The sequence below is a fragment of the Sphaerisporangium album genome (assembly GCF_003323745.1).
GTDB classification, from domain to species: Bacteria; Actinomycetota; Actinomycetes; order Streptosporangiales; family Streptosporangiaceae; genus Sphaerisporangium; species Sphaerisporangium album.
The window spans coordinates 226894-244113 of the sequence record NZ_QOIL01000013.1 but is presented as its reverse complement, the minus strand read 5'-3'; the positions used below and the strand labels follow the sequence as shown (position 1 = coordinate 244113).

Below are 17220 nucleotides of genomic sequence, written 5' to 3'. Positions count from 1 at the left end.
CGAGGCCAACCCCGACTACGACGGCCTTCGCCGGCGAATCGCGGGGTTCGCACCTCCGCCTGGTCCGCCGCGTCACCGGCGCGGCGCTTGCCATCGGGTGGCGAGCTGACCGTGCCGCATTCGGCCCCCCCAGCGGACGTGCAGCGTCTCCGGCGTGTTGTCGCCCGCGTCCCTGCTGATCGCCGGCCTGCTGTGCCGCTCGCGCGACGCTGACCAGCAGCTGTCCCACTCACATCCCGTTTCCGCCCGTTGGCGCCCCTGGCAAGATCGCCCCCTGCCTTGCGGTTGGTGACGCGGACCCGAGTGGAGGCCCTTCACGGTTGAGCAATGTGGTCGAGCAGCCAGGACTCGATACCATCGAGCGCCGTCCGAGCCATTGCCGTAGGGTGCCCTGTGAAGCCGTGGGGTGCCTCCGGGTAGACCCGGAGTTCGACGCGATTCCCGGCGGCGGAAAGCCGACCTGCCATGGCGAGGTTGTCTTCCAACAGCACGTCCGCACTTCCGACGACCAGTAGCGCCGGGGGAAGGCCGCGGAGGTCGCCGTAGATGGGAGAGATGTCCGGAAGAGTGCGGTCTGCGACATGACCGGCGTAGGCCTGGATGAAGTACTCGTCTGCGATCTGGCGTCCGGCCGGCGTCTGTCCGCTCAAGTCGTAGGTGCCGAATTGGAGCACGGCACCTACGAAGCCGTCGACGGCCCCTCTGTCCCTCAGCCGGAGCAGGGTCGCCAGCGCGAGTGTCGCTCCGGCCGAGGTCCCGCCGATCACCAGTCGGGCCGTTCCGAAACGGTCACGAGCTTGTTCGACGAGCCAGAGTGCCGCCGCTTCACAGTCGTCAGGTGCGGCCGGCCAGGGATGCTCAGGGGCCAGCCGATAGTCGACACTCACGACCGCGAGGTGCAAGGCGTCTGCGAGCCGACGGTTGCGCACGTCTCCTCGCGCTGCGGAGTCCATGTAGAAGCCGCCTCCGTGTATGTCCAGATAGACGCCTCGCGCTCGCTCGTCGGAGGGAGTGAAGATCCGCACCGGGACACGCGCTCCCGTGGCTTCGACCATCTCTTCGATGCCCGGTGGATCGGCCAGTGGAGGCGCAGCCCGCTTCGCGCGTACTTCCTTCAACTCCTCCGGAGTGCTGGGGCCACGACCAGCTGCCCTCGAACTGTAGAAGCCCCGAGCTTCATCGACCTGCTCCGTCGGTAGGTCAGCGAACAGATCGTTCAGCGCGAATCGCACGCGCCCTCCTCATCACTCGGGGGTCTTGTCCCCACGCTATTGCAGGCGCGTCCGGCGCTGCTCAGCCCGAGCGTGCGTTGCGCGGTTCCGGAACACTTGAGGGTGTGAACGGAGCCCGGGCCGGCTAAGCGCGCTGCTCCACCGACGAACAACGCCTCCCCCGTCACCACCCCGCGCTACAGCCGCGGACGGCGCCAACTCAGCGTCCCCCGATGAGTTTCCGCGCCGTCGACGGTCATAACCGTCATGACAACCTTCGCTCTTATCCACGGTGCCGGCGGGAGCGCTTTCGACTGGCACCTGCTCGAAGCGGAACTCCGCAGCCGCGGGCACGACACGGTCGCGGTGGACCTGCCGATGTCCGACCCCCAGGCGGGGCTCTGGGACTACGCCGACGCCGTCGTCCAGGCAGCCGGCGAGCGCCGGCCTCTCGTGGTGGTGGCGCACTCCTGGGGCGGCTTCGTCGGCCCCCTCGTCTGCGTGCGTGGGAGAGCCGCCGTGCTCGTCCTGGTGACCGCCATGATCCCGAGTCCAGGCGAGACGCCGGACGACTGGTGGGAACGCAGCGGCCGCCCCTCGTCCGGCAGCGACGACGACTACGAGCTGTACCTGCACGACGTCCCCCGCCGACTGGCCCAGCGGGTACTGGCCCACGACGGCGCACTGGCCGAGAAGATCAGCATGGACCGGGCGGGGCGAGAGCCCTGGCCGTTGTCCGCCTGGCCGGACATTCCGACGAGATACCTGCTCTGCCGCGACGACCGTCTCTTCACCCCCGAATTCGTGCGCCGCCACGTGAAGGAGCGGCTCGGCATCACCCCGGATGAGATGCCCGGTAGCCATATGGTGATGTTGTCACGGCCGGGTGAGCTGGCCGACTACTTGGTGCAGGTCCTTGTGTGATCTGAGTTCCTGTTCCTGTCTCTGCTTCTGTTCACTGAGCGTGATCGTTTGGGCGTAGCGGCTCCATGTCCTGCCCGCTTCGGATGCGAGTCGGGTGGTGGTCTTGTCGTGGAAGCCGAGGGCCTGTGCGATAACGGGAGCGGGTGCTTGAAGAACCAGTTGCCGGAGAGCGGCGGTGCGGGCGGCTCGGCTGGGGATGCCGAGGTCGCGGACCTGGTCGGCGAGGCTGCGGTGGTGGAGTGGCCGGCTGGCACGGCGTGATGATGCGGTGCCGCAGGTGTTTCGATACGGTGTCCCCTCGGTGTACCGTCTCCATTCCTCGGCTCTCCGTGGCCGGCGCGGCGGCTGGTGGCGCCGGCCTGGGCGGGCGGTCGCCGGGCCCGGCGTGGTCCGGGCCCGGCATGCGGCTGTCCGACGATGTCGCACTCCGCCGGGTAGTCAGGCGGTCAGCGCACGGTGCGCGCGAACCTGCGCAGCTCCTCCGTGAACAGTTCCGGCTGCTCGAAGGCGGCGAAGTGACCGCCGCGTTCGGGCGTGTTCCAGTACCGCAGGTCGCGGTACACGCGCTCGCCCCAGATCCTCGGAGGCCGGTACAGCTCCTTGGGGAACACGCTGACGCCGACGGGCAGGTCGAGCTCCTGGGTGATGTAGTCCGTGGCGAGACCCTCCCAGTACAGCCGCGCGGCGGAGGCGGCGTTGTCGGGCACCCAGTACATCATGATGGTGTCGATGATCTGGTCGTAGCTCCAGATGCTCTCGGGATTCTTACCGCTGTCGCTCCAGATGGCGAGCTTCTCGTAGATCCAGCTCGCCTGACCGACCGGAGAGTCGGTCAGGCCGTAGGCGAAGGTCTGCGGCTCGGTCCGCATCGCCTGGGAGAAGGCCGCGCCGTTGTTCCCGTGCTCCGCCATCTGCGCCAGGGCCTCCTGCTCCTCCGGCGTCGGCACGGGCGACACCGGAGCACCCATCAGCATCGGGAAGTTCAGGTGAACCGCGGCGAGTTCCCTCGGCCGGAGCTTGCCCATGAAGGTGGTGATCGGGCCGCCCCAGTCGCCGCCCTGGGCGATGTAGCCCTGGTAGCCGAGCCGGCGCATGAGGGTGATCCAGGCCGCGGCGATGCGGGCGGAGTTCCAGCCGGTCACGGTGGGCTTGCTGGAGAAGCCGAACCCGGGCATGGACGGCACGACGACGTGGAACGCGTCCTCGGCCCGCCCGCCGTGGCGGGTCGGGTCGGTGAGCGGTCCGATGACGTCCAGGAACTCGACGACGGAACCCGGCCAGCCGTGGGTGAGGATGATCGGCGTGGCGTCGCGATGCGGGGACCGCACGTGCAGGAAGTGGACGCTCACGCCGTCGATCAGCGTGCGGTACTGGCCGATGGCGTTGAGCCGGTTCTCCAGGCGCCGCCAGTCGTAGCGGGTGCGCCAGTACTCGACCAGCCTCTGCATGCGACGCAGCGGCGCGCCCTGCGTCCAGTCGGTCACGAGTTCCTCGACGGGCCAGCGGATGTTCCCCAGCCGATAGCGAAGGTCGGTCAGGGCCGACGGGGGGACGTACAGGCGTAGCGGAGTGATCGCCTCGGTGGCGGGCGGCAGTTCCAGCCCCCTGGCCGTCACCGTGGCGGCCTCGGCGAGCGCCGGTGAGGCGCTGGACAACGCCCAGGCCGGCGGTGCGGCCACCGTCGCCGCCACAAGACCCTTCAGCACTCCACGCCGTGACGTGGCGTGCTCTTCTTTCGACATGTGCACTCCCTTGCGCGCGCCGGTCGAGACCGACGACGAGAGACCTGTGTTCGACGCGTCGAAAAGGACGTTAGGAAGGCACAATTGAAGAATCAAGAGTTGCCGATCGGCTCTGGGGCACCCCCTATCACTCTGCCTACAGCACCGTGCCCCCAGCCGGCGGCCAACGGGCGGCGGCGCCGGCGGTTCGGCCGGAGCCGCGGTCATCCGTCGCCGGGTTCGCCGTCCGGTGCGACGACGCTTCTGATCTTGCGGGCGATCGAGGTGAGGTGTGCCACCTGCGGCGCGGTCAGCTGGTCGAAGACGTGTCGCTGGACCGCCTCGACGTGCCCGGGCGCGCTGTCGACCAGCTTGGCCCAACCGGCGTCGGTCAGCGTCGCGCGGACGAAGCGCCGGTTCTCGGGGTCGGGCACGCGGGTGATCCACCCCTGCCGTTCGAGCCGGCCGACGACGTGGGAGAGCAGGCCCACCTGGTAGGTCAGGCCGCTGCGGCTGTACACAACCCCGTCTGCCAGCTCGGTCATGCGCTGGCTGCCGTCTGCCTGTCCCCGCGTCCGGCCAAGAGCTGGAACTGGACATAGCTGAGGTCGCCGGCGTCGCGCAGCTGCTGCTGATCCTGCGTCCTGGTCCGCGCCCACTCCACCTCGGCATCCGTCGGCGTGAACGCCTCAGCCGGCTCCCGCCCCGACACCACGCGGCCAACCGTGGATACGCCGTGCGATCGACCGAGGTCACAGCCAACCGCCGCAGATGTCAGGCTGGCAAGCCGGACCAGCCCGAGCCGGTCGTTGATCACACAGTCGTTTACACATTCCGATATAGGCATATGATGGCGCCATGGCACGAGCGGCGACGACCTCGGACGCGTTCAATGCGATCGCCGAGCCGCAGCGGCGGGAGATCCTTGTGCTGCTGCAGGGCGGCGAGCGGCCCGTGACCGAGCTGGCGCGGGACCTGGGGATGAGCCAGCCGCAGGCGTCCAAGCACCTGCGGGTGCTCCGCGAGGTCGGGCTGGTGCGGGTCCGCGGGGCGGGCAAGCAGCGGCTGTACGGCCTGGACGCCCGCGGGCTGCGGCCGGTCCACGAGTGGGTGGGCGGCTTCGAGAGATTCTGGAACGAGACCTTCGACCGGCTGGACGAGTACGTGCGAGATCTGAAACAGGCAAGACAGGAGGAACCACCCGATGACGACGACCAGTAGCGGCGGCGAGCCTGACCACACGGCCGCGGACCGCGAGATCGTGGTCTCCCGGGCCATCGGCGCCCCACGGGAGCTGGTGTTCGAGGCGTTCACGCAGGTCCGGCACCTGTCGCGGTGGTGGGGACCGGACAGGTTCACGACCACGACGCGGTCCTTCGAGTTCCGCGCGGGCGGGGCCTGGGACTTCGTGATGCACGGGCCGGACGGGACCGACTACCAGGAGTGGATCACCTGGACCGAGATCGTCCCGCCGGAGCGGATCGCGCTGGTGCACGGCGAGTCCCGCGACGACCCCAACGCCTTCGAGTCGGTCCTGACCTTCGAGCCGGCCGGCGAGGAGACCCGGATCGTGATGCGCACGGTGTTCCCCACAAAGGAACTGCGCGACGAGGCGGTGGAGAAATACCACGCGATCGAGGGCGGCGAGCAGACCCTGCGCAACCTGGCGGCCTACGTCGCCGAACTCACCTGGAACGAGACCACACCGAAGGGATCGGAGGGCTGATGGCCGGGAAGGTGTTCTTCAGCGTGACGATGTCGCTCGACGGCTTCATGGCGCCTGAGGCCGTGCCCGTCGAGGACGTCTTCTCGCCCGAAGGTCGGAACGACCCGAGGGTCCAGCGCTGGATGACGAAGTGGTCGGAGCTGCAGGCGTGGGCGTTCCCGCAGCGGTGGTTCCGGGAGAACCTCAAGCTCGGCGAGGGCGGTGAGGAAGGACTCGACAACGACATCGCTCGGGCGACGTACGAGCGCACCGGCGTGAGCGTCATGGGCAAGCGGATGTTCGACGCCGGCGAGCTGGCATGGCCGGAGGAGGCGCCGTTCCACACACCGGTGTTCGTCGTGACCCACACCAAGCGTGACCCGTGGGAGCGGCCGGGCGGCACGACCTTCCACTTCGTCAACGACGGCATCTCCAGCGCACTGGACCAGGCCCGCGAGGCCGCCGGCGACCGCGACGTCCGCATCGCCGGCGGCGCCGAGACGATCCAGGAGTACCTGGACGGCGGCCTGATCGACGAGTTCTCGATTACCCTCGCGCCCGTGCTGTTCGGCACCGGCATCCGCCTGTTCGACCGCGTGGACCCGGCCCGCCTCGCCCTCGACCAGACCCGCACGGACGCGTCATCCCGGGTGACCCACCTGACCTACACCGTCGGGAAGCGGTAGCCGGCGCACCACATGCGGGGCTCGCGCACGCTCACCTCCACCGGCGCGCCACCGGTCGGCAGAGGCCGCCAACGAGGAAAGCGAGGGCGCTCACGCGACTCGGGTGTCGCCGAGCTGATCCCTCGGGGCATCGGCTCGCTGCACCTGGCGACGGAGGTCGCCGTCGCGTGGCGGGAGCGGCTGCTGAGGAAACAGCCGCCCGGCCGCGGTGACGACAGTGACGCCGGCGAGGCGATCCCCCGGATCTCCTGCCGCGAGTGCCTGGTCAAGAACTGTTTCGCGTGTCAGCTCGAATACTTCCACCAGATGTCGCCGTTGCACGTGCTTGCACCTGCTTCTTCGGCGACTGTCTCCATTAGAGGGGACCAAAGCAGACACCGCGGCGGTGAGCCTGTCCGGAACCGTCATACGTGCCATCGGGCAGCGAGCTGCCGCGTGGCGAGCCGGCGTGGTATCGCGCGGAGCAGCGCGTCGCGCAGCCACGCGGAGCCGCCGGTCCGCGACATCAGCCGCGACTGCCGGGACGCCGCCAGCAGCAGGCGGTTGGCGCGGGGCCGGCGCTCGGCGTCGTAGCCGAGCAGCCGCTGCTCGACATCCGCCGGGCGGGCGCCGGCGAGGTGCCGGGTCACCGCGGCCGCGTCCTCGAACGCCTGGCTGGTGCCCTGGCCGAGGTCGGGGGTCATGGCATGCGCGGCGTCGCCGAGCAGCGCGATCCGGCCGGTCGCGAACGACGGGAGCGGCCGGGCCAGGCAGGCGATCGCGTCGACGTAGATGTCGGTGGGCGGTGTGGCCTCGATCAGCGCCGGGACCGCCGGGTGCCAGTCGGCCATCAGGGACAGCACCTGCCGGCGGGCCTCGACGGCGCCCGGCGGCGTTCCGTGTGGCGTTCCGTCCAGTGTTCCGTGCAGCGCGGAGTCGGTGAACCAGTACAGATCGTGCTCGCCGACAGGGAACAGGCCGAACATCGCCCCGCTGCGCCGGTCGATCATGATGCTTCCCAGGAGCTCGGCCACCTCGAGGCCCGCGGGTGCAGGCAGCATGCCGCGCAGGTCTATCCGGCCGGTCCGCCGCAGTCCGGGGTGGTCGGGGAACAGCCGGCCGCGCAGCGCGCTCCCGATGCCGTCGGCCACGATCACCGCATCGGCCCTGGTCAGGGGCCCGTCGTCGCCGATCACCGTCACGGCGCCGTGGCCGGGCTCCAGCCGCCGCACCGGCGTCGCGGTGCGCACCAGATCGGCGGGCAGCGGGGCGCGCAGTGCCCGGTGCAGGTCCGCCCGGCTCACGGTCACCACCATCCCGACCGTCCGCCGCGCCTGGGCCGCGTCGGTGACCAGCAACGGCCGTCCGCGCCAGTCCCGCAGGCCGCCGGTGGTGACGCCGGGCATGGCCTGGCCGCGAACGTACTCACTCAACCCCAGCTCGTCCAGGGCCCGGACACCGTTGGGCGTGACCACGACGGCCGTGCCCGCCTCCCGGAGCTCCGGGCCGCGTTCGTACAGCGTCACCTCGTGCCCCTGCCGGTGCAGCCCCACCGCGGCCGACACCCCGCCCAGTCCCGCCCCTACCACCACGACCCGCATGACGCACCTCCACTTTGTCCGGCAGCACTGGGCGGGATCCGATTCACTACGATCGTCCTAGTACGGGTACTGTCATACCATGGCCGTGTGCCGCCGACCAATGCAGCCCGCCGCCGGGCCCTGGCCGACGCCGCCATCGACCTGCTGGCGGCCTCCGGAGTGCACGGCCTGACCCATCGCGCGGTCGAGAAGGCCGCCGGAGTCCCGCAGGGAACGGCCTCGAACTACTTCCGCAGCCGAGAGGCGCTCCTGGTGGCGGCCGCCGAGCGCATCGTCGAGCTGCACCACGCCGACATGGACCAGGCCGCCCGGCACCACAAGACCACCGCCCCGCACACCCCGGACGACGTCGGCAGGCAGGTCGTCGACCTGCTGGCCGGATCATTGCTCACGGCGGCGACATCTCTCCGTACCCGCTATCTGGCGATCTTCGAACTCCGGCTGGAGGCGGCGCGACGGCCGGTGCTGGCCTCGGCCCTCGCAGGCCTGCAGGAGGGGTCGATACGGTTCACCGCCGGTCACCACGCCGAGCTCGGCCTCCCCATTCCCCGCGAGCGGATCCCCGCCCTGATCACCCTCTACGGCGGCGCGCTGTTCACCCTGGTGACCGCGCCACCCGAGAGCGTCAGCGAGGACGTCGTCCGCGACGTCGTCAACGCCATCGTGCGGGGCGCGCTCCCCGACCTGAACGACGCACTCCCCGAAGATCGCTAGTCACCTTGTCGGAACGTCCCACGCGTCCACGCGATCTCCAAGCAGCACGCCTCTTTTGAGTGGCTCGTGTTCGTGGCGACGGCTTTGCGCCATGACCGCACCCAAGGCTCCCGGCGCGGGTGACGGAGGGGATGTCGTCGTCCGTGGCGGAACAGGTGACCAGACCGATCAGAAATGGAGAAGCGCTGGTCAGCGAGCCGCATCTAGTCTGACCGCCATGGACATCACGATTCACTGAACCTTCCTCCCGCATGACGACCCGGACGCCTCCCTGGCCTTCCACCGCGATACCCTCGGCTTCGAGGTCCGCGACGACGTCGGATACGGCGGGACGCGCTGGATCACGCCGACCGGCCCGGCACGTCCATCGTCCTGGAGCCGCCGGCCGCCGAGCACGGCGTCACCGACCACGAGCGCCGCACCCATCACCGAAATGACGCCAAGGCGATTTCCGGGTTTCCCGTTCGTCTTCACGCCCGACCATCCCACCGGGTCGATGTGACCCACCACTTCAGGAGTGACCATGAGCTCTTCCACCCAGGGAATCAAGACCGTGCTGCATCCCGTGTCCGACCTGGCGGCGGCCAAGGCGGTGTACGCCGCCCTGCTCGGCGTGCCGCCGCAGGTCGACGATTCCTACTATGTCGGCTTCGAGGCCGAGGGCCAGCACATCGGGCTGGTGCCGGGCGGTGGACCGCAGGGCATGACCTCACCGGTGGCCTACTGGCACGTGCCGGACATCGAGGCGAAGCTGGCCGAGGTGACCGCCGCGGGCGCCAAGGTGAAGGAGCCCGCGCACGACGTCGGTGGCGGCCGCCTGGTGGCCACCGTCACCGACCCCGACGGCAACGTCCTCGGGCTGCTTCAGGACCGCTGAGCGCCGCCCCCCCCCCGCTCAGCGTCGTCGCGACACCGGGCACCGGCTCGCCCACGACGTCTCCCCGCGCTCCCGGCCGGCGTCGCCGATCAGGTGGACAACGGACCGTTGCCGCGACCGCACCGGCGAAGGAAACCAGACATACTGCTCGAAGCCGGTCATATCAAGCCAGGCGACGCCGACGGAGACCGCGAAGGCGGCCCCGCCCAACATATGGAGACACGATGAGCATGGCCACGAGGACGGATACGCGGTCGCCTGCGCTGCACCTTGCCGACGGCCACGATCTGATCCGCGTGCACGGCGCGCGCGAGAACAACCTCAAGGACGTCAGCATCGAGATCCCGAAGCGCCGGCTGACGGTGTTCACCGGCGTCTCCGGCTCGGGCAAGAGCTCGCTGGTGTTCGGCACGATCGCCGCGGAGTCGCAGCGGCTGATCAACGAGACCTACAGCGCCTTCGTGCAGGGCTTCATGCCGACCCTGGCGCGGCCCGAGGTCGACGTACTCGAAGGGCTGACGACCGCGATCATCGTCGACCAGCAGCGCATGGGCGCCGACCCCCGGTCCACGGTCGGCACCGCCACCGACGCCAACGCGCTGCTGCGCATCCTCTTCAGCCGGCTCGGGCAGCCGCACATCGGGTCGCCCAAGGCGTTCTCCTTCAACGTCGCCTCGATCAGTGGAGCGGGCGCGGTCACCTTGGAACGCGCCGGACAGACCGTGAAGGAGCGTCGCAGCTTCAGCATCACCGGCGGCATGTGCCCGCGCTGCGAGGGCCGCGGCTCGGTGACCGACATCGATCTCACTCAGCTCTACGACGACACGAAGTCGCTCGCCGAAGGCGCGCTCACCATCCCGGGTTACAACGCGGGCGGCTGGAACTTCCGCCTCTACGCGTCCTCGGGCTTCGTCGACCCGGACAAGCCGATCCGCAAGTACACGAAGAAGGAGCTCCACGACTTCCTCCACCGGGAGCCGACCCGGATGAAGATCGAGGGCATCAACATGACCTACGAGGGGTTGGTACCGCGAATCCGGAAGTCGATGCTCTCCAAGGACAAGGAGGCGATGCAGCCGCACATCCGTGCCTTCGTGGAGCGGGCGGTGACGTTCACCACCTGTCCGGAGTGTCACGGCACCCGTCTCGGCGAGGCGGCCCGGTCCTCCAAGATCATGGGGATCAGCATCGCCGACGCCTGTGCGATGCAGATCAGCGACCTCGCCGAGTGGGTGCGCGCGCTGGAGGAGCCGTCCGTCGCACCGTTGCTGGCCAGGCTGCAGGAGACACTCGACTCGTTCGTGGAGATCGGGCTGGGCTACCTCTCGCTCGACCGGTCCTCCGGCACGCTGTCGGGCGGCGAGGCGCAGCGCGTCAAGATGATCCGCCACCTCGGCTCCTCGCTCACCGACGTCACCTACGTCTTCGACGAGCCCACCATCGGCCTGCACCCGCACGACATCCAGCGGATGAACGGCCTGCTGCTGCGGCTGCGGGACAAGGGCAACACGGTGCTGGTCGTGGAGCACAAGCCGGAGACGATCGCCATCGCCGACCACGTGGTCGACCTCGGCCCCGGGGCCGGTACGGGGGGCGGCACCGTCTGCTACGAGGGCACCGTCGAGGGGCTGCGGGCCGGCGGCACCCTCACCGGCCGTCATCTCGACGACCGAGCCGCCCTGAAGGAGAAGGTGCGGACGCCCACCGGCACGCTGCAGATCCGCGGCGCGACGAGGCACAACCTGCACGACGTCGACGTCGACATCCCGCTCGGGGTGCTCGTCGTCGTGACCGGCGTCGCCGGGTCCGGCAAGAGCTCGCTCGTGCACGGGTCGATCCCGGCCGGCGCGGGTGTGGTGTCGGTCGACCAGGCCGCGATCCGCGGATCGCGGCGGAGCAACCCGGCGACGTACACCGGGCTGCTCGACCCGATCCGCAAGGCGTTCGCGAAGGCCAACGGCGTGAAGCCGGCGCTGTTCAGCGCCAACTCCGAGGGCGCCTGTCCCGGCTGCAACGGCGCCGGTGTCATCTACATCGACCTGGCGATGATGGCCGGCGTCGCCACCACCTGCGAGGAGTGCGAAGGCAAGCGGTTCGAGGCATCGGTGCTGGAACACCACCTCGGCGGTCGCGACATCAGCGAGGTGCTCGCGATGTCGGTGACCGACGCCGAGGAGTTCTTCGGCGCCGGCGAGGCGCGCACGCCCGCCGCGCACGCCATCCTCCGCCGACTCGCCGACGTCGGGCTCGGCTATCTCAGCCTCGGCCAGCCGCTCACCACGCTGTCCGGAGGCGAGCGGCAGCGGCTCAAACTGGCCACCCACATGGCCGAGAAGGGCGGCGTCTACGTCCTCGACGAGCCGACCACCGGCCTGCACCTCGCCGACGTCGAGCATCTGCTCGGCCTGCTCGGCCTGCTCGACCGGCTCGTCGACTCCGGCAAGTCGGTCATCGTCATCGAGCACCACCAGGCGGTCATGGCGCACGCCGACTGGATCGTCGACCTCGGCCCCGGCGCCGGCCACGACGGCGGCCGGATCGTCTTCGAGGGCACACCGGCCGACCTCGTCGCCGCCCGCTCCACCCTCACGGGCGAGCACCTCGCGGCCTACGTCGGCGCCTGACCGAGCGTGGTGGAGCAGCACAGCTCGAACGAGGCGGGCTCGAAGGGGTGGCTGAGGAAATCGCCGAGGATGTAGTCGCATCGTCCGGGTGCTCACGGGCCTGGTCGAGGCTGGGCGCGTCGAGTTCGATCCCGGTGACGCGCGCAACGGTCCGCCGGAGTTCGCGGGCGAGCATGCCCTGGCGGCGGCGGCCGGACGCGCCCTCACCGTTACCGGCTCGCGGTCACACGTCCCAGGCGACCGGCAGGCTCTTGACCCCGAAGATGTCGGCGGTCTCCGGGCGCAGGGCTACCTCTTCAGCCGGTACGGCCAGGCGCAGCGTGGGGAAGCGGTTGATCAGCGCGGGGAAGGCGACCCGCATCTCGACGCGGGCCAGCTGCTGGCCCAGGCATTGGTGGATGCCGTGGCCGAAGGCCAGGTGCCCGCCGTCCTGCCTGCGCAGGTCGAGCACGTGGGGATCGGCGAAGCGCTCGGGGTCGCGGTTGGCCGTGTGGTAGGACAGGATGACCGTCGTACCGGCCTCGATGGTCCGGCCGCCCAGCTCGACGTCCTCCAGCGCCGTCCTCATGAACGTCTTGGCCACGCTCAGATACCGCAGCAGCTCCTCCACGGCCTGGTCGGCGAGCGCGGAGTCGGCGCGCAGCGCGGCCAGCTGCGCCGGGTTGCGCAGCAGGGCGAAAGTGCCCAGCGCCAGCATGTTCGCGGTGGTGTCGAGCCCGGCCGCCAGCAGGATCAGGGCGACACCCCTCAGCTCCTCGTCGGTCAGGTCGCTCTCGGTGAGGTCGCTGAGCACGTCGTCGGTGGGGTTGGCCCGCTTGGCGGCCACCAGTTCGGCGAGGTAGTGCTGGGTCGCGGTGTAGGCCGCCATCAGCTCCTCGTCGCTCGTCTCCCCGCTGAGGAACGAGTCGACCTGCTGCTGGAAGGAGCCCCGGTCCTGGTACGGCACCCCCAGCAGCTCACAGATCACGATGGCGGGGATGGGCTTGGCGAACGCGGTCACCAGGTCCGCCGGCGGCCCGGCCTTCTCCATGGCGTCGAGGTGGTCGGCGGTGATCTGCTCGACGCGCTCGGTTAGCAGCCGCATTCGCCGTACGGTGAACTTGCCCACCAGCGGCTTCCTGTATCGGCTGTGCTGCGGCTCGTCCATGAGCAGGAACTCGCCGGGCGGCGCCGGAGGGACCTCGATGTCGCCTAGATCGATGGTCGGGTGGTGGCGCATGAGCTCCTTGCGGGAGCTGAACCGCGAGTCGGCGAGGACCGACCGGACCAGGTCGTAGCCGGTGATCAGCCAGCCCTGGTGTCCGTCGGGGAAGGGGTATCGGCTGATCGGGCCGTGCTCGCGGGCCTGGACCAGCTCCTTGGGCGGGTCGAAGGGACAGCCCGGCTGACGCGCGGTCGGCAGCGTGGTGACGGTGTGTTCCATGGTCATTCCTCTCATCGACCTAGGATCTAGTCGCGATATTACGTGTCTTAGGCGGCTCGGCGGCCGCGTTGAATTCAGAGTTTCCGTCAAAGCAAATCACCGCAGCTCCAGGCCCTAACAGCTATAGGTGCACTGTGGAAAGCCGCTTGAACGGTGCTTCAACTGTCTTAAGCAATGGCGCGGAATCGCGATGCGCACCGACCAGATCGCACGCGACTACCGCGCCGTGATCTGCCTCTCCGCCACGCTGATCTGGATCAAGACAGACTCGATCAACACGGCCTAGGCGATTTTGCGGCGATAGGTGGCCATGGCGAGGGCGTACGCGGCGATGAGGAGGCCGAGGCACCAGGTGAGGGCGGTCCAGATGTCGGTGCCGACCGGTTGCTGTGTGAACAGGTCGCGGATGGCGTTGACGATGGAGGTCACCGGCTGGTGTTCGGCGAAGGCGCGGACCGGGCCGGGCATGGTGTCGGTGGGCACGAATGCCGAGCTGACGAACGGCAGGAAGATGAGCGGGTAGGAGAAGGCGCCGGCGCCGTCCGCGGTCTTGGCGGACAGGCCGGGGATGACGGCGAGCCACGTCAGCGCCAGGGTGAACAGGATCAGGATGCCGGCGACCGCGAGCCACGCCGCCACTCCCGCCCCCGACCGGAAGCCCATGAGCAGGGCGACCAGCACGACCACCACCAGCGAGATCAGATTGGCGACCAGCGAGGTCAGCACATGCGCCCACGGCACCGACGACCGCGCGATCGGCATGGACTGGAACCGCTCGAAGATACCGCTCTTCATATCCAGGAACAGCCGGAACGCGGTATAGGCGATGCCCGAGGCCACCGTGATGAGCAGAATACCGGGCAGCAGATAGTTCACATACGACACCGACCCTGACTTGATCGCGCCGCCGAACACGTAGACGAACAGCAGCATCATGGCGATCGGCGTGATCGTGGTCGTGATGACGGTGTCCACGCTACGCGTGATGTGGCGCAGGGATCGTCCCAGCAGGACGGCGGTGTCGCCGAAGACATGCTTGGTCATCGTTGTTCCTTATGCGTTCGTGCCGACGTTGCGGTCCTTGCTGTCGGCACCGACGAGCGCGAGGAAGACGTCCTCGAGGGTCGGCTGCTTTTCGACGTACTCGACTTTGGCGGGCGGGAGCAGCTGCTTGAGCTCGGTGAGGGTGCCGTTCACGATGATCCGGCCCTCGTGGAGGATCGCGATCCGGTCGGCGAGGTGTTCGGCCTCGTCCAGATACTGCGTCGTGAGCAGCACCGTCGTGCCCTGCCCGGCGAGTTCCCTGACGGCCTGCCACACCTCGAGGCGCGCCTGGGGGTCGAGCCCGGTCGTCGGCTCGTCCAGGAAGATCACCGGCGGATTCCCGATGAGGCTCATCGCGATGTCCAGGCGGCGGCGCATGCCACCCGAATACGTCGACACCTTCCGGGCGCCCGCGTCGGCCAACGAGAAGCGCTCGAGCAGGTCATCCGCGATCTTGCCCGGACCCTTGAGGTGCCGCAACCGGGCGACCAGCACGAGGTTCTCCCGCCCGCTGAGGATCTCGTCGACGGCGGCGAACTGTCCGGTGAGGCTGATGGACTCCCGCACGTCCGCAGCCTGCGTGGCGACGTCGAAGCCGTTGACGCCGGCGGTCCCCGCGTCTGCCTTGAGCAGCGTGGACAGGATTCTCACGACCGTGGTCTTGCCGGCGCCGTTGGAGCCGAGCAGGGCGAAGATGCTGCCCCGCGCCACGCCGAACTCCACGCCGCGCAGCACGCGCAGCTTCCCGTACGACTTCTCCAGGCCCTGCACTTGGATCGCCGGGGCTTGCGGCCGTGTCGGCATCAGACCGTCCCTCCCTTCTTTCCGGTCTCTTCTCCCTCAGCGCGTTCGACAGCACTGATCAGCCGCTCCCGCGCCCGGGCGGGGACATAGCCGCCATCCGAGTAGTTCGCGACGAACGTCTCCACGAACTCGACCGGGTTGTCCCCGACGATCTTGCGGATCGGCGTTCCATCCGCCGCGGCCTGTTCGAACAGATCCACAAGATCCTCGAACTGCGACTCCGCGCTGTCCCGGTCCCTCGGCACGTAGTGCATCAGGTACCGCTCGATCGCTTCGACCGCCGTGCGGTAGTTCGGCGGAAGTTGTCCCACGCGCGCCTTGTACTGCCACCACCGCCGCTTGGGGCCGATCACCTTTGAGATGAAGCCGCCCTTTTCAGCATCAGACATGGTCATCTGCCTCCTTTGCGGAGCTGTTCCAGCCGTTCTGCGAGGAAGCTCCAGGTCCTCCAGAACTCTTCGAGGTACTCCCGTCCCTGAGCGTTGAGGGAATACACCTTGCGCGGCGGCCCCTTCTCGGACGGGACCTTCTCCACGTCGACAAAGCCGCGCTGCTCGATCCTGATGAGCAGCGCGTAGACGGTTCCCTCGGCGATGTCGGAGAAGCCCTGATCCCGCAGCCACGCCGTGATCTCGTAGCCGTACGCGGGCCGGCCGGACAGGATCGCCAGGACGATGCCCTCAAGCGTTCCCTTGAGCATCTCCGTCACCTGCTTGCCCATGGGACACCCTTCATCTACTCAATGTCGCTAGCTACTGGTACATAGTAACACTGAATAGTGGTGGCACAAGCGTGGCGGCAGAATTCGACTCTTGCCACCTGAAGACTCGAACGGCGGCAACCGCTAGGCCATCAGCGGCTCCAGAACGACCCACGCGAAACCGCATCAGTGAAGGCCGCCGATGACCGCCGAGGTCACCGAGTACGGCGAGGAGCTGCGGCCGGCTCAGATCTGGGCGAGGCGATCGACGCGATCGTCCGGTTTCGACCATCTCGCCTTGAGTGGCGTTGAGGGTGAGTCGTGCCTGTCGTCGCGGAGGTGCGGGCGTAGCCGGCCGTAACGCCACGATGGGCTGCGCCTGACGCTCACTCGGCGATGTGCGCCTGTCCGGTGGGTGGCTGGAGGTGGGTGATCCCGGTGAGGACGAGATCGATCCCGGCGAGGAACTGCTCGCGGTCGTTGTGCTCGCGCATCTGGTCCGCGATGGCCCGCATGAACGGGTAGTCGCCGGGGTCGAGTTCTTGCCAGGCCCTGGACGCGGCGTCGAGGAACTCGGCCCGGTCCGCGTCGGCGCGGTCCGCGTCGGGCTCGGCAACGGAGGTGTCTTCGCCGATCTGGGCGTTCTGGATGGTGGCGCCAAGGATGTAGTGCACCAGCGCCGAGGTCGCGGTGAACCAGTTGCCCTGCGGCACGCCCAGGGCGCGGACCTGCCGGCCGATGCTTTCGAAGATTCCCAGCGTCACCGGCCCCCATGGGCTGCGGGTGAGCTGAATGGCCAGCTGCGTGGCGAGCCACTGGTGTTCGGCGATCGCGTCGAACAGGCCGAGCGCGACGACGCGGATCTCGTCTTGGGGCGTGTCCGGAGCCCGGGCGGGCTCGGCGGCCAGAGCGGCGGCGATGACGGTGTCGGTCGCGGCGTCCAGCAGCTCGCCCCTGGTGCCCACGTGCCAGTAGATCGCCCCGGACCCGGTCGCCAGGCGCTCGGTCAGTGCCCGCACCGTCAGCCCGCCCTCGCCGGCCGCGTCGAGCAGCTCGACGGCGGCCTCGATGATGCGCTCACGGGAGAGCGCCTGTCTGCGCCGCTGCGACTGACGCGTCCGAATGGCCATGGTCTGATTCTGCCACGTCTGGAGCAGTGTTCCAACATGGAGTACTGTTCCAACATGGAGTGTCGTTCCACTATTGG

At 69.0% G+C, this 17220-nt stretch carries 19 protein-coding genes; 7 read left to right on the top strand and 12 right to left on the bottom strand.

Annotated features, from left to right (window positions below; translation table 11 throughout):
• Positions 1 to 314: 314 nt before the first annotated feature.
• Complete coding sequence (locus DQ384_RS23520; protein WP_114031032.1) at positions 315 to 1232, bottom strand: alpha/beta hydrolase; 918 nt, start codon at positions 1230 to 1232, stop codon at positions 315 to 317.
• Between the two features lie 246 nt (positions 1233 to 1478).
• Between DQ384_RS23520 and DQ384_RS23515 the strand changes: the two genes are divergently transcribed.
• Complete coding sequence (locus tag DQ384_RS23515) at positions 1479 to 2135, top strand: alpha/beta fold hydrolase (RefSeq protein WP_114031031.1); 657 nt, start codon at positions 1479 to 1481, stop codon at positions 2133 to 2135.
• Between the two features lie 446 nt (positions 2136 to 2581).
• Here the strand turns inward: DQ384_RS23515 and DQ384_RS23505 are convergent, their stop codons facing one another.
• The 3 genes from DQ384_RS23505 to DQ384_RS40515 form a co-directional block, all read right to left on the bottom strand.
• Positions 2582 to 3877, bottom strand: coding sequence for an epoxide hydrolase family protein (locus DQ384_RS23505; protein ID WP_114031030.1), 1296 nt, complete (start codon positions 3875 to 3877; stop codon positions 2582 to 2584).
• Positions 3878 to 4080: 203 nt separating this feature from the next.
• Positions 4081 to 4401, bottom strand: coding sequence for a MarR family winged helix-turn-helix transcriptional regulator (locus DQ384_RS23500; protein WP_114031029.1), 321 nt, complete (start codon positions 4399 to 4401; stop codon positions 4081 to 4083).
• Entirely contained in the window at positions 4398 to 4673 is a 276-nt protein-coding gene (locus tag DQ384_RS40515; protein ID WP_147268873.1) for a hypothetical protein, read from the bottom strand. Before DQ384_RS40515 ends, DQ384_RS23500 begins: the two co-directional genes overlap by 4 nt.
• A 41-nt stretch (positions 4674 to 4714) precedes the next feature.
• On the opposite strand from DQ384_RS40515, the gene DQ384_RS23495 reads away from it, so the two are divergent.
• Genes DQ384_RS23495 through DQ384_RS23485 form a run of 3 tightly spaced genes read left to right on the top strand, consistent with a single transcriptional unit; the run spans position 4715 to position 6247 of the window.
• A complete protein-coding gene (locus DQ384_RS23495; RefSeq protein ID WP_114031028.1) occupies positions 4715 to 5077 on the top strand; it encodes an ArsR/SmtB family transcription factor in 363 nt (120 codons plus the stop codon).
• Positions 5061 to 5582, top strand: coding sequence for an SRPBCC family protein (locus DQ384_RS23490; protein WP_114031027.1), 522 nt, complete (start codon positions 5061 to 5063; stop codon positions 5580 to 5582). The genes DQ384_RS23495 and DQ384_RS23490 overlap by 17 nt, the downstream gene beginning before the upstream one ends.
• Positions 5582 to 6247, top strand: coding sequence for a dihydrofolate reductase family protein (locus DQ384_RS23485; protein WP_114031026.1), 666 nt, complete (start codon positions 5582 to 5584; stop codon positions 6245 to 6247). Before DQ384_RS23490 ends, DQ384_RS23485 begins: the two co-directional genes overlap by 1 nt.
• A 404-nt stretch (positions 6248 to 6651) precedes the next feature.
• Here the strand turns inward: DQ384_RS23485 and DQ384_RS23480 are convergent, their stop codons facing one another.
• Positions 6652 to 7827, bottom strand: a complete 1176-nt coding sequence (locus DQ384_RS23480) for an FAD-dependent monooxygenase (RefSeq protein ID WP_114031025.1) — start codon at positions 7825 to 7827, stop codon at positions 6652 to 6654.
• An 87-nt stretch (positions 7828 to 7914) separates the two neighbouring features.
• Between DQ384_RS23480 and DQ384_RS23475 the strand changes: the two genes are divergently transcribed.
• Positions 7915 to 8541, top strand: coding sequence for a TetR/AcrR family transcriptional regulator (locus DQ384_RS23475; protein ID WP_114031024.1), 627 nt, complete (start codon positions 7915 to 7917; stop codon positions 8539 to 8541).
• Positions 8542 to 8772: 231 nt separating this feature from the next.
• Here the strand turns inward: DQ384_RS23475 and DQ384_RS44225 are convergent, their stop codons facing one another.
• Positions 8773 to 9078, bottom strand: a complete 306-nt coding sequence (locus DQ384_RS44225; RefSeq protein WP_181871360.1) for a hypothetical protein — start codon at positions 9076 to 9078, stop codon at positions 8773 to 8775.
• On the opposite strand from DQ384_RS44225, the gene DQ384_RS23460 reads away from it, so the two are divergent.
• Together DQ384_RS23460 and DQ384_RS23455 are read left to right on the top strand one after the other, a co-directional pair.
• Entirely contained in the window at positions 9065 to 9418 is a 354-nt protein-coding gene (locus DQ384_RS23460) for a VOC family protein (RefSeq protein ID WP_114031023.1), read from the top strand. The genes DQ384_RS44225 and DQ384_RS23460 overlap by 14 nt on opposite strands.
• A 224-nt stretch (positions 9419 to 9642) precedes the next feature.
• Positions 9643 to 12042, top strand: a complete 2400-nt coding sequence (locus DQ384_RS23455) for an ATP-binding cassette domain-containing protein (RefSeq protein ID WP_114031022.1) — start codon at positions 9643 to 9645, stop codon at positions 12040 to 12042.
• A gap of 223 nt (positions 12043 to 12265) precedes the next feature.
• Here DQ384_RS23455 and DQ384_RS23445 read toward each other — a convergent pair whose 3' ends face one another.
• The 6 genes from DQ384_RS23445 to DQ384_RS23415 form a co-directional block, all read right to left on the bottom strand.
• Positions 12266 to 13465 (bottom strand): cytochrome P450, encoded by a 1200-nt coding sequence (locus DQ384_RS23445; RefSeq protein WP_181871359.1) that lies wholly within the window; start codon positions 13463 to 13465, stop codon positions 12266 to 12268.
• A gap of 282 nt (positions 13466 to 13747) precedes the next feature.
• Positions 13748 to 14509 (bottom strand): ABC transporter permease, encoded by a 762-nt coding sequence (locus tag DQ384_RS23435; RefSeq protein ID WP_114031019.1) that lies wholly within the window; start codon positions 14507 to 14509, stop codon positions 13748 to 13750.
• A 9-nt stretch (positions 14510 to 14518) separates the two neighbouring features.
• Positions 14519 to 15313, bottom strand: coding sequence for an ABC transporter ATP-binding protein (locus tag DQ384_RS23430; RefSeq protein ID WP_114031018.1), 795 nt, complete (start codon positions 15311 to 15313; stop codon positions 14519 to 14521).
• Positions 15313 to 15708: a DUF1048 domain-containing protein gene (locus DQ384_RS23425; RefSeq protein WP_245966711.1), complete on the bottom strand. Its 396-nt coding sequence runs from the start codon at positions 15706 to 15708 to the stop codon at positions 15313 to 15315. Before DQ384_RS23425 ends, DQ384_RS23430 begins: the two co-directional genes overlap by 1 nt.
• Entirely contained in the window at positions 15705 to 16034 is a 330-nt protein-coding gene (locus tag DQ384_RS23420; RefSeq protein ID WP_114031016.1) for a PadR family transcriptional regulator, read from the bottom strand. Before DQ384_RS23420 ends, DQ384_RS23425 begins: the two co-directional genes overlap by 4 nt.
• Before the next feature lie 365 nt (positions 16035 to 16399).
• A complete protein-coding gene (locus tag DQ384_RS23415; protein ID WP_114031015.1) occupies positions 16400 to 17143 on the bottom strand; it encodes a TetR/AcrR family transcriptional regulator in 744 nt (247 codons plus the stop codon).
• Positions 17144 to 17220 lie beyond the last annotated feature (77 nt).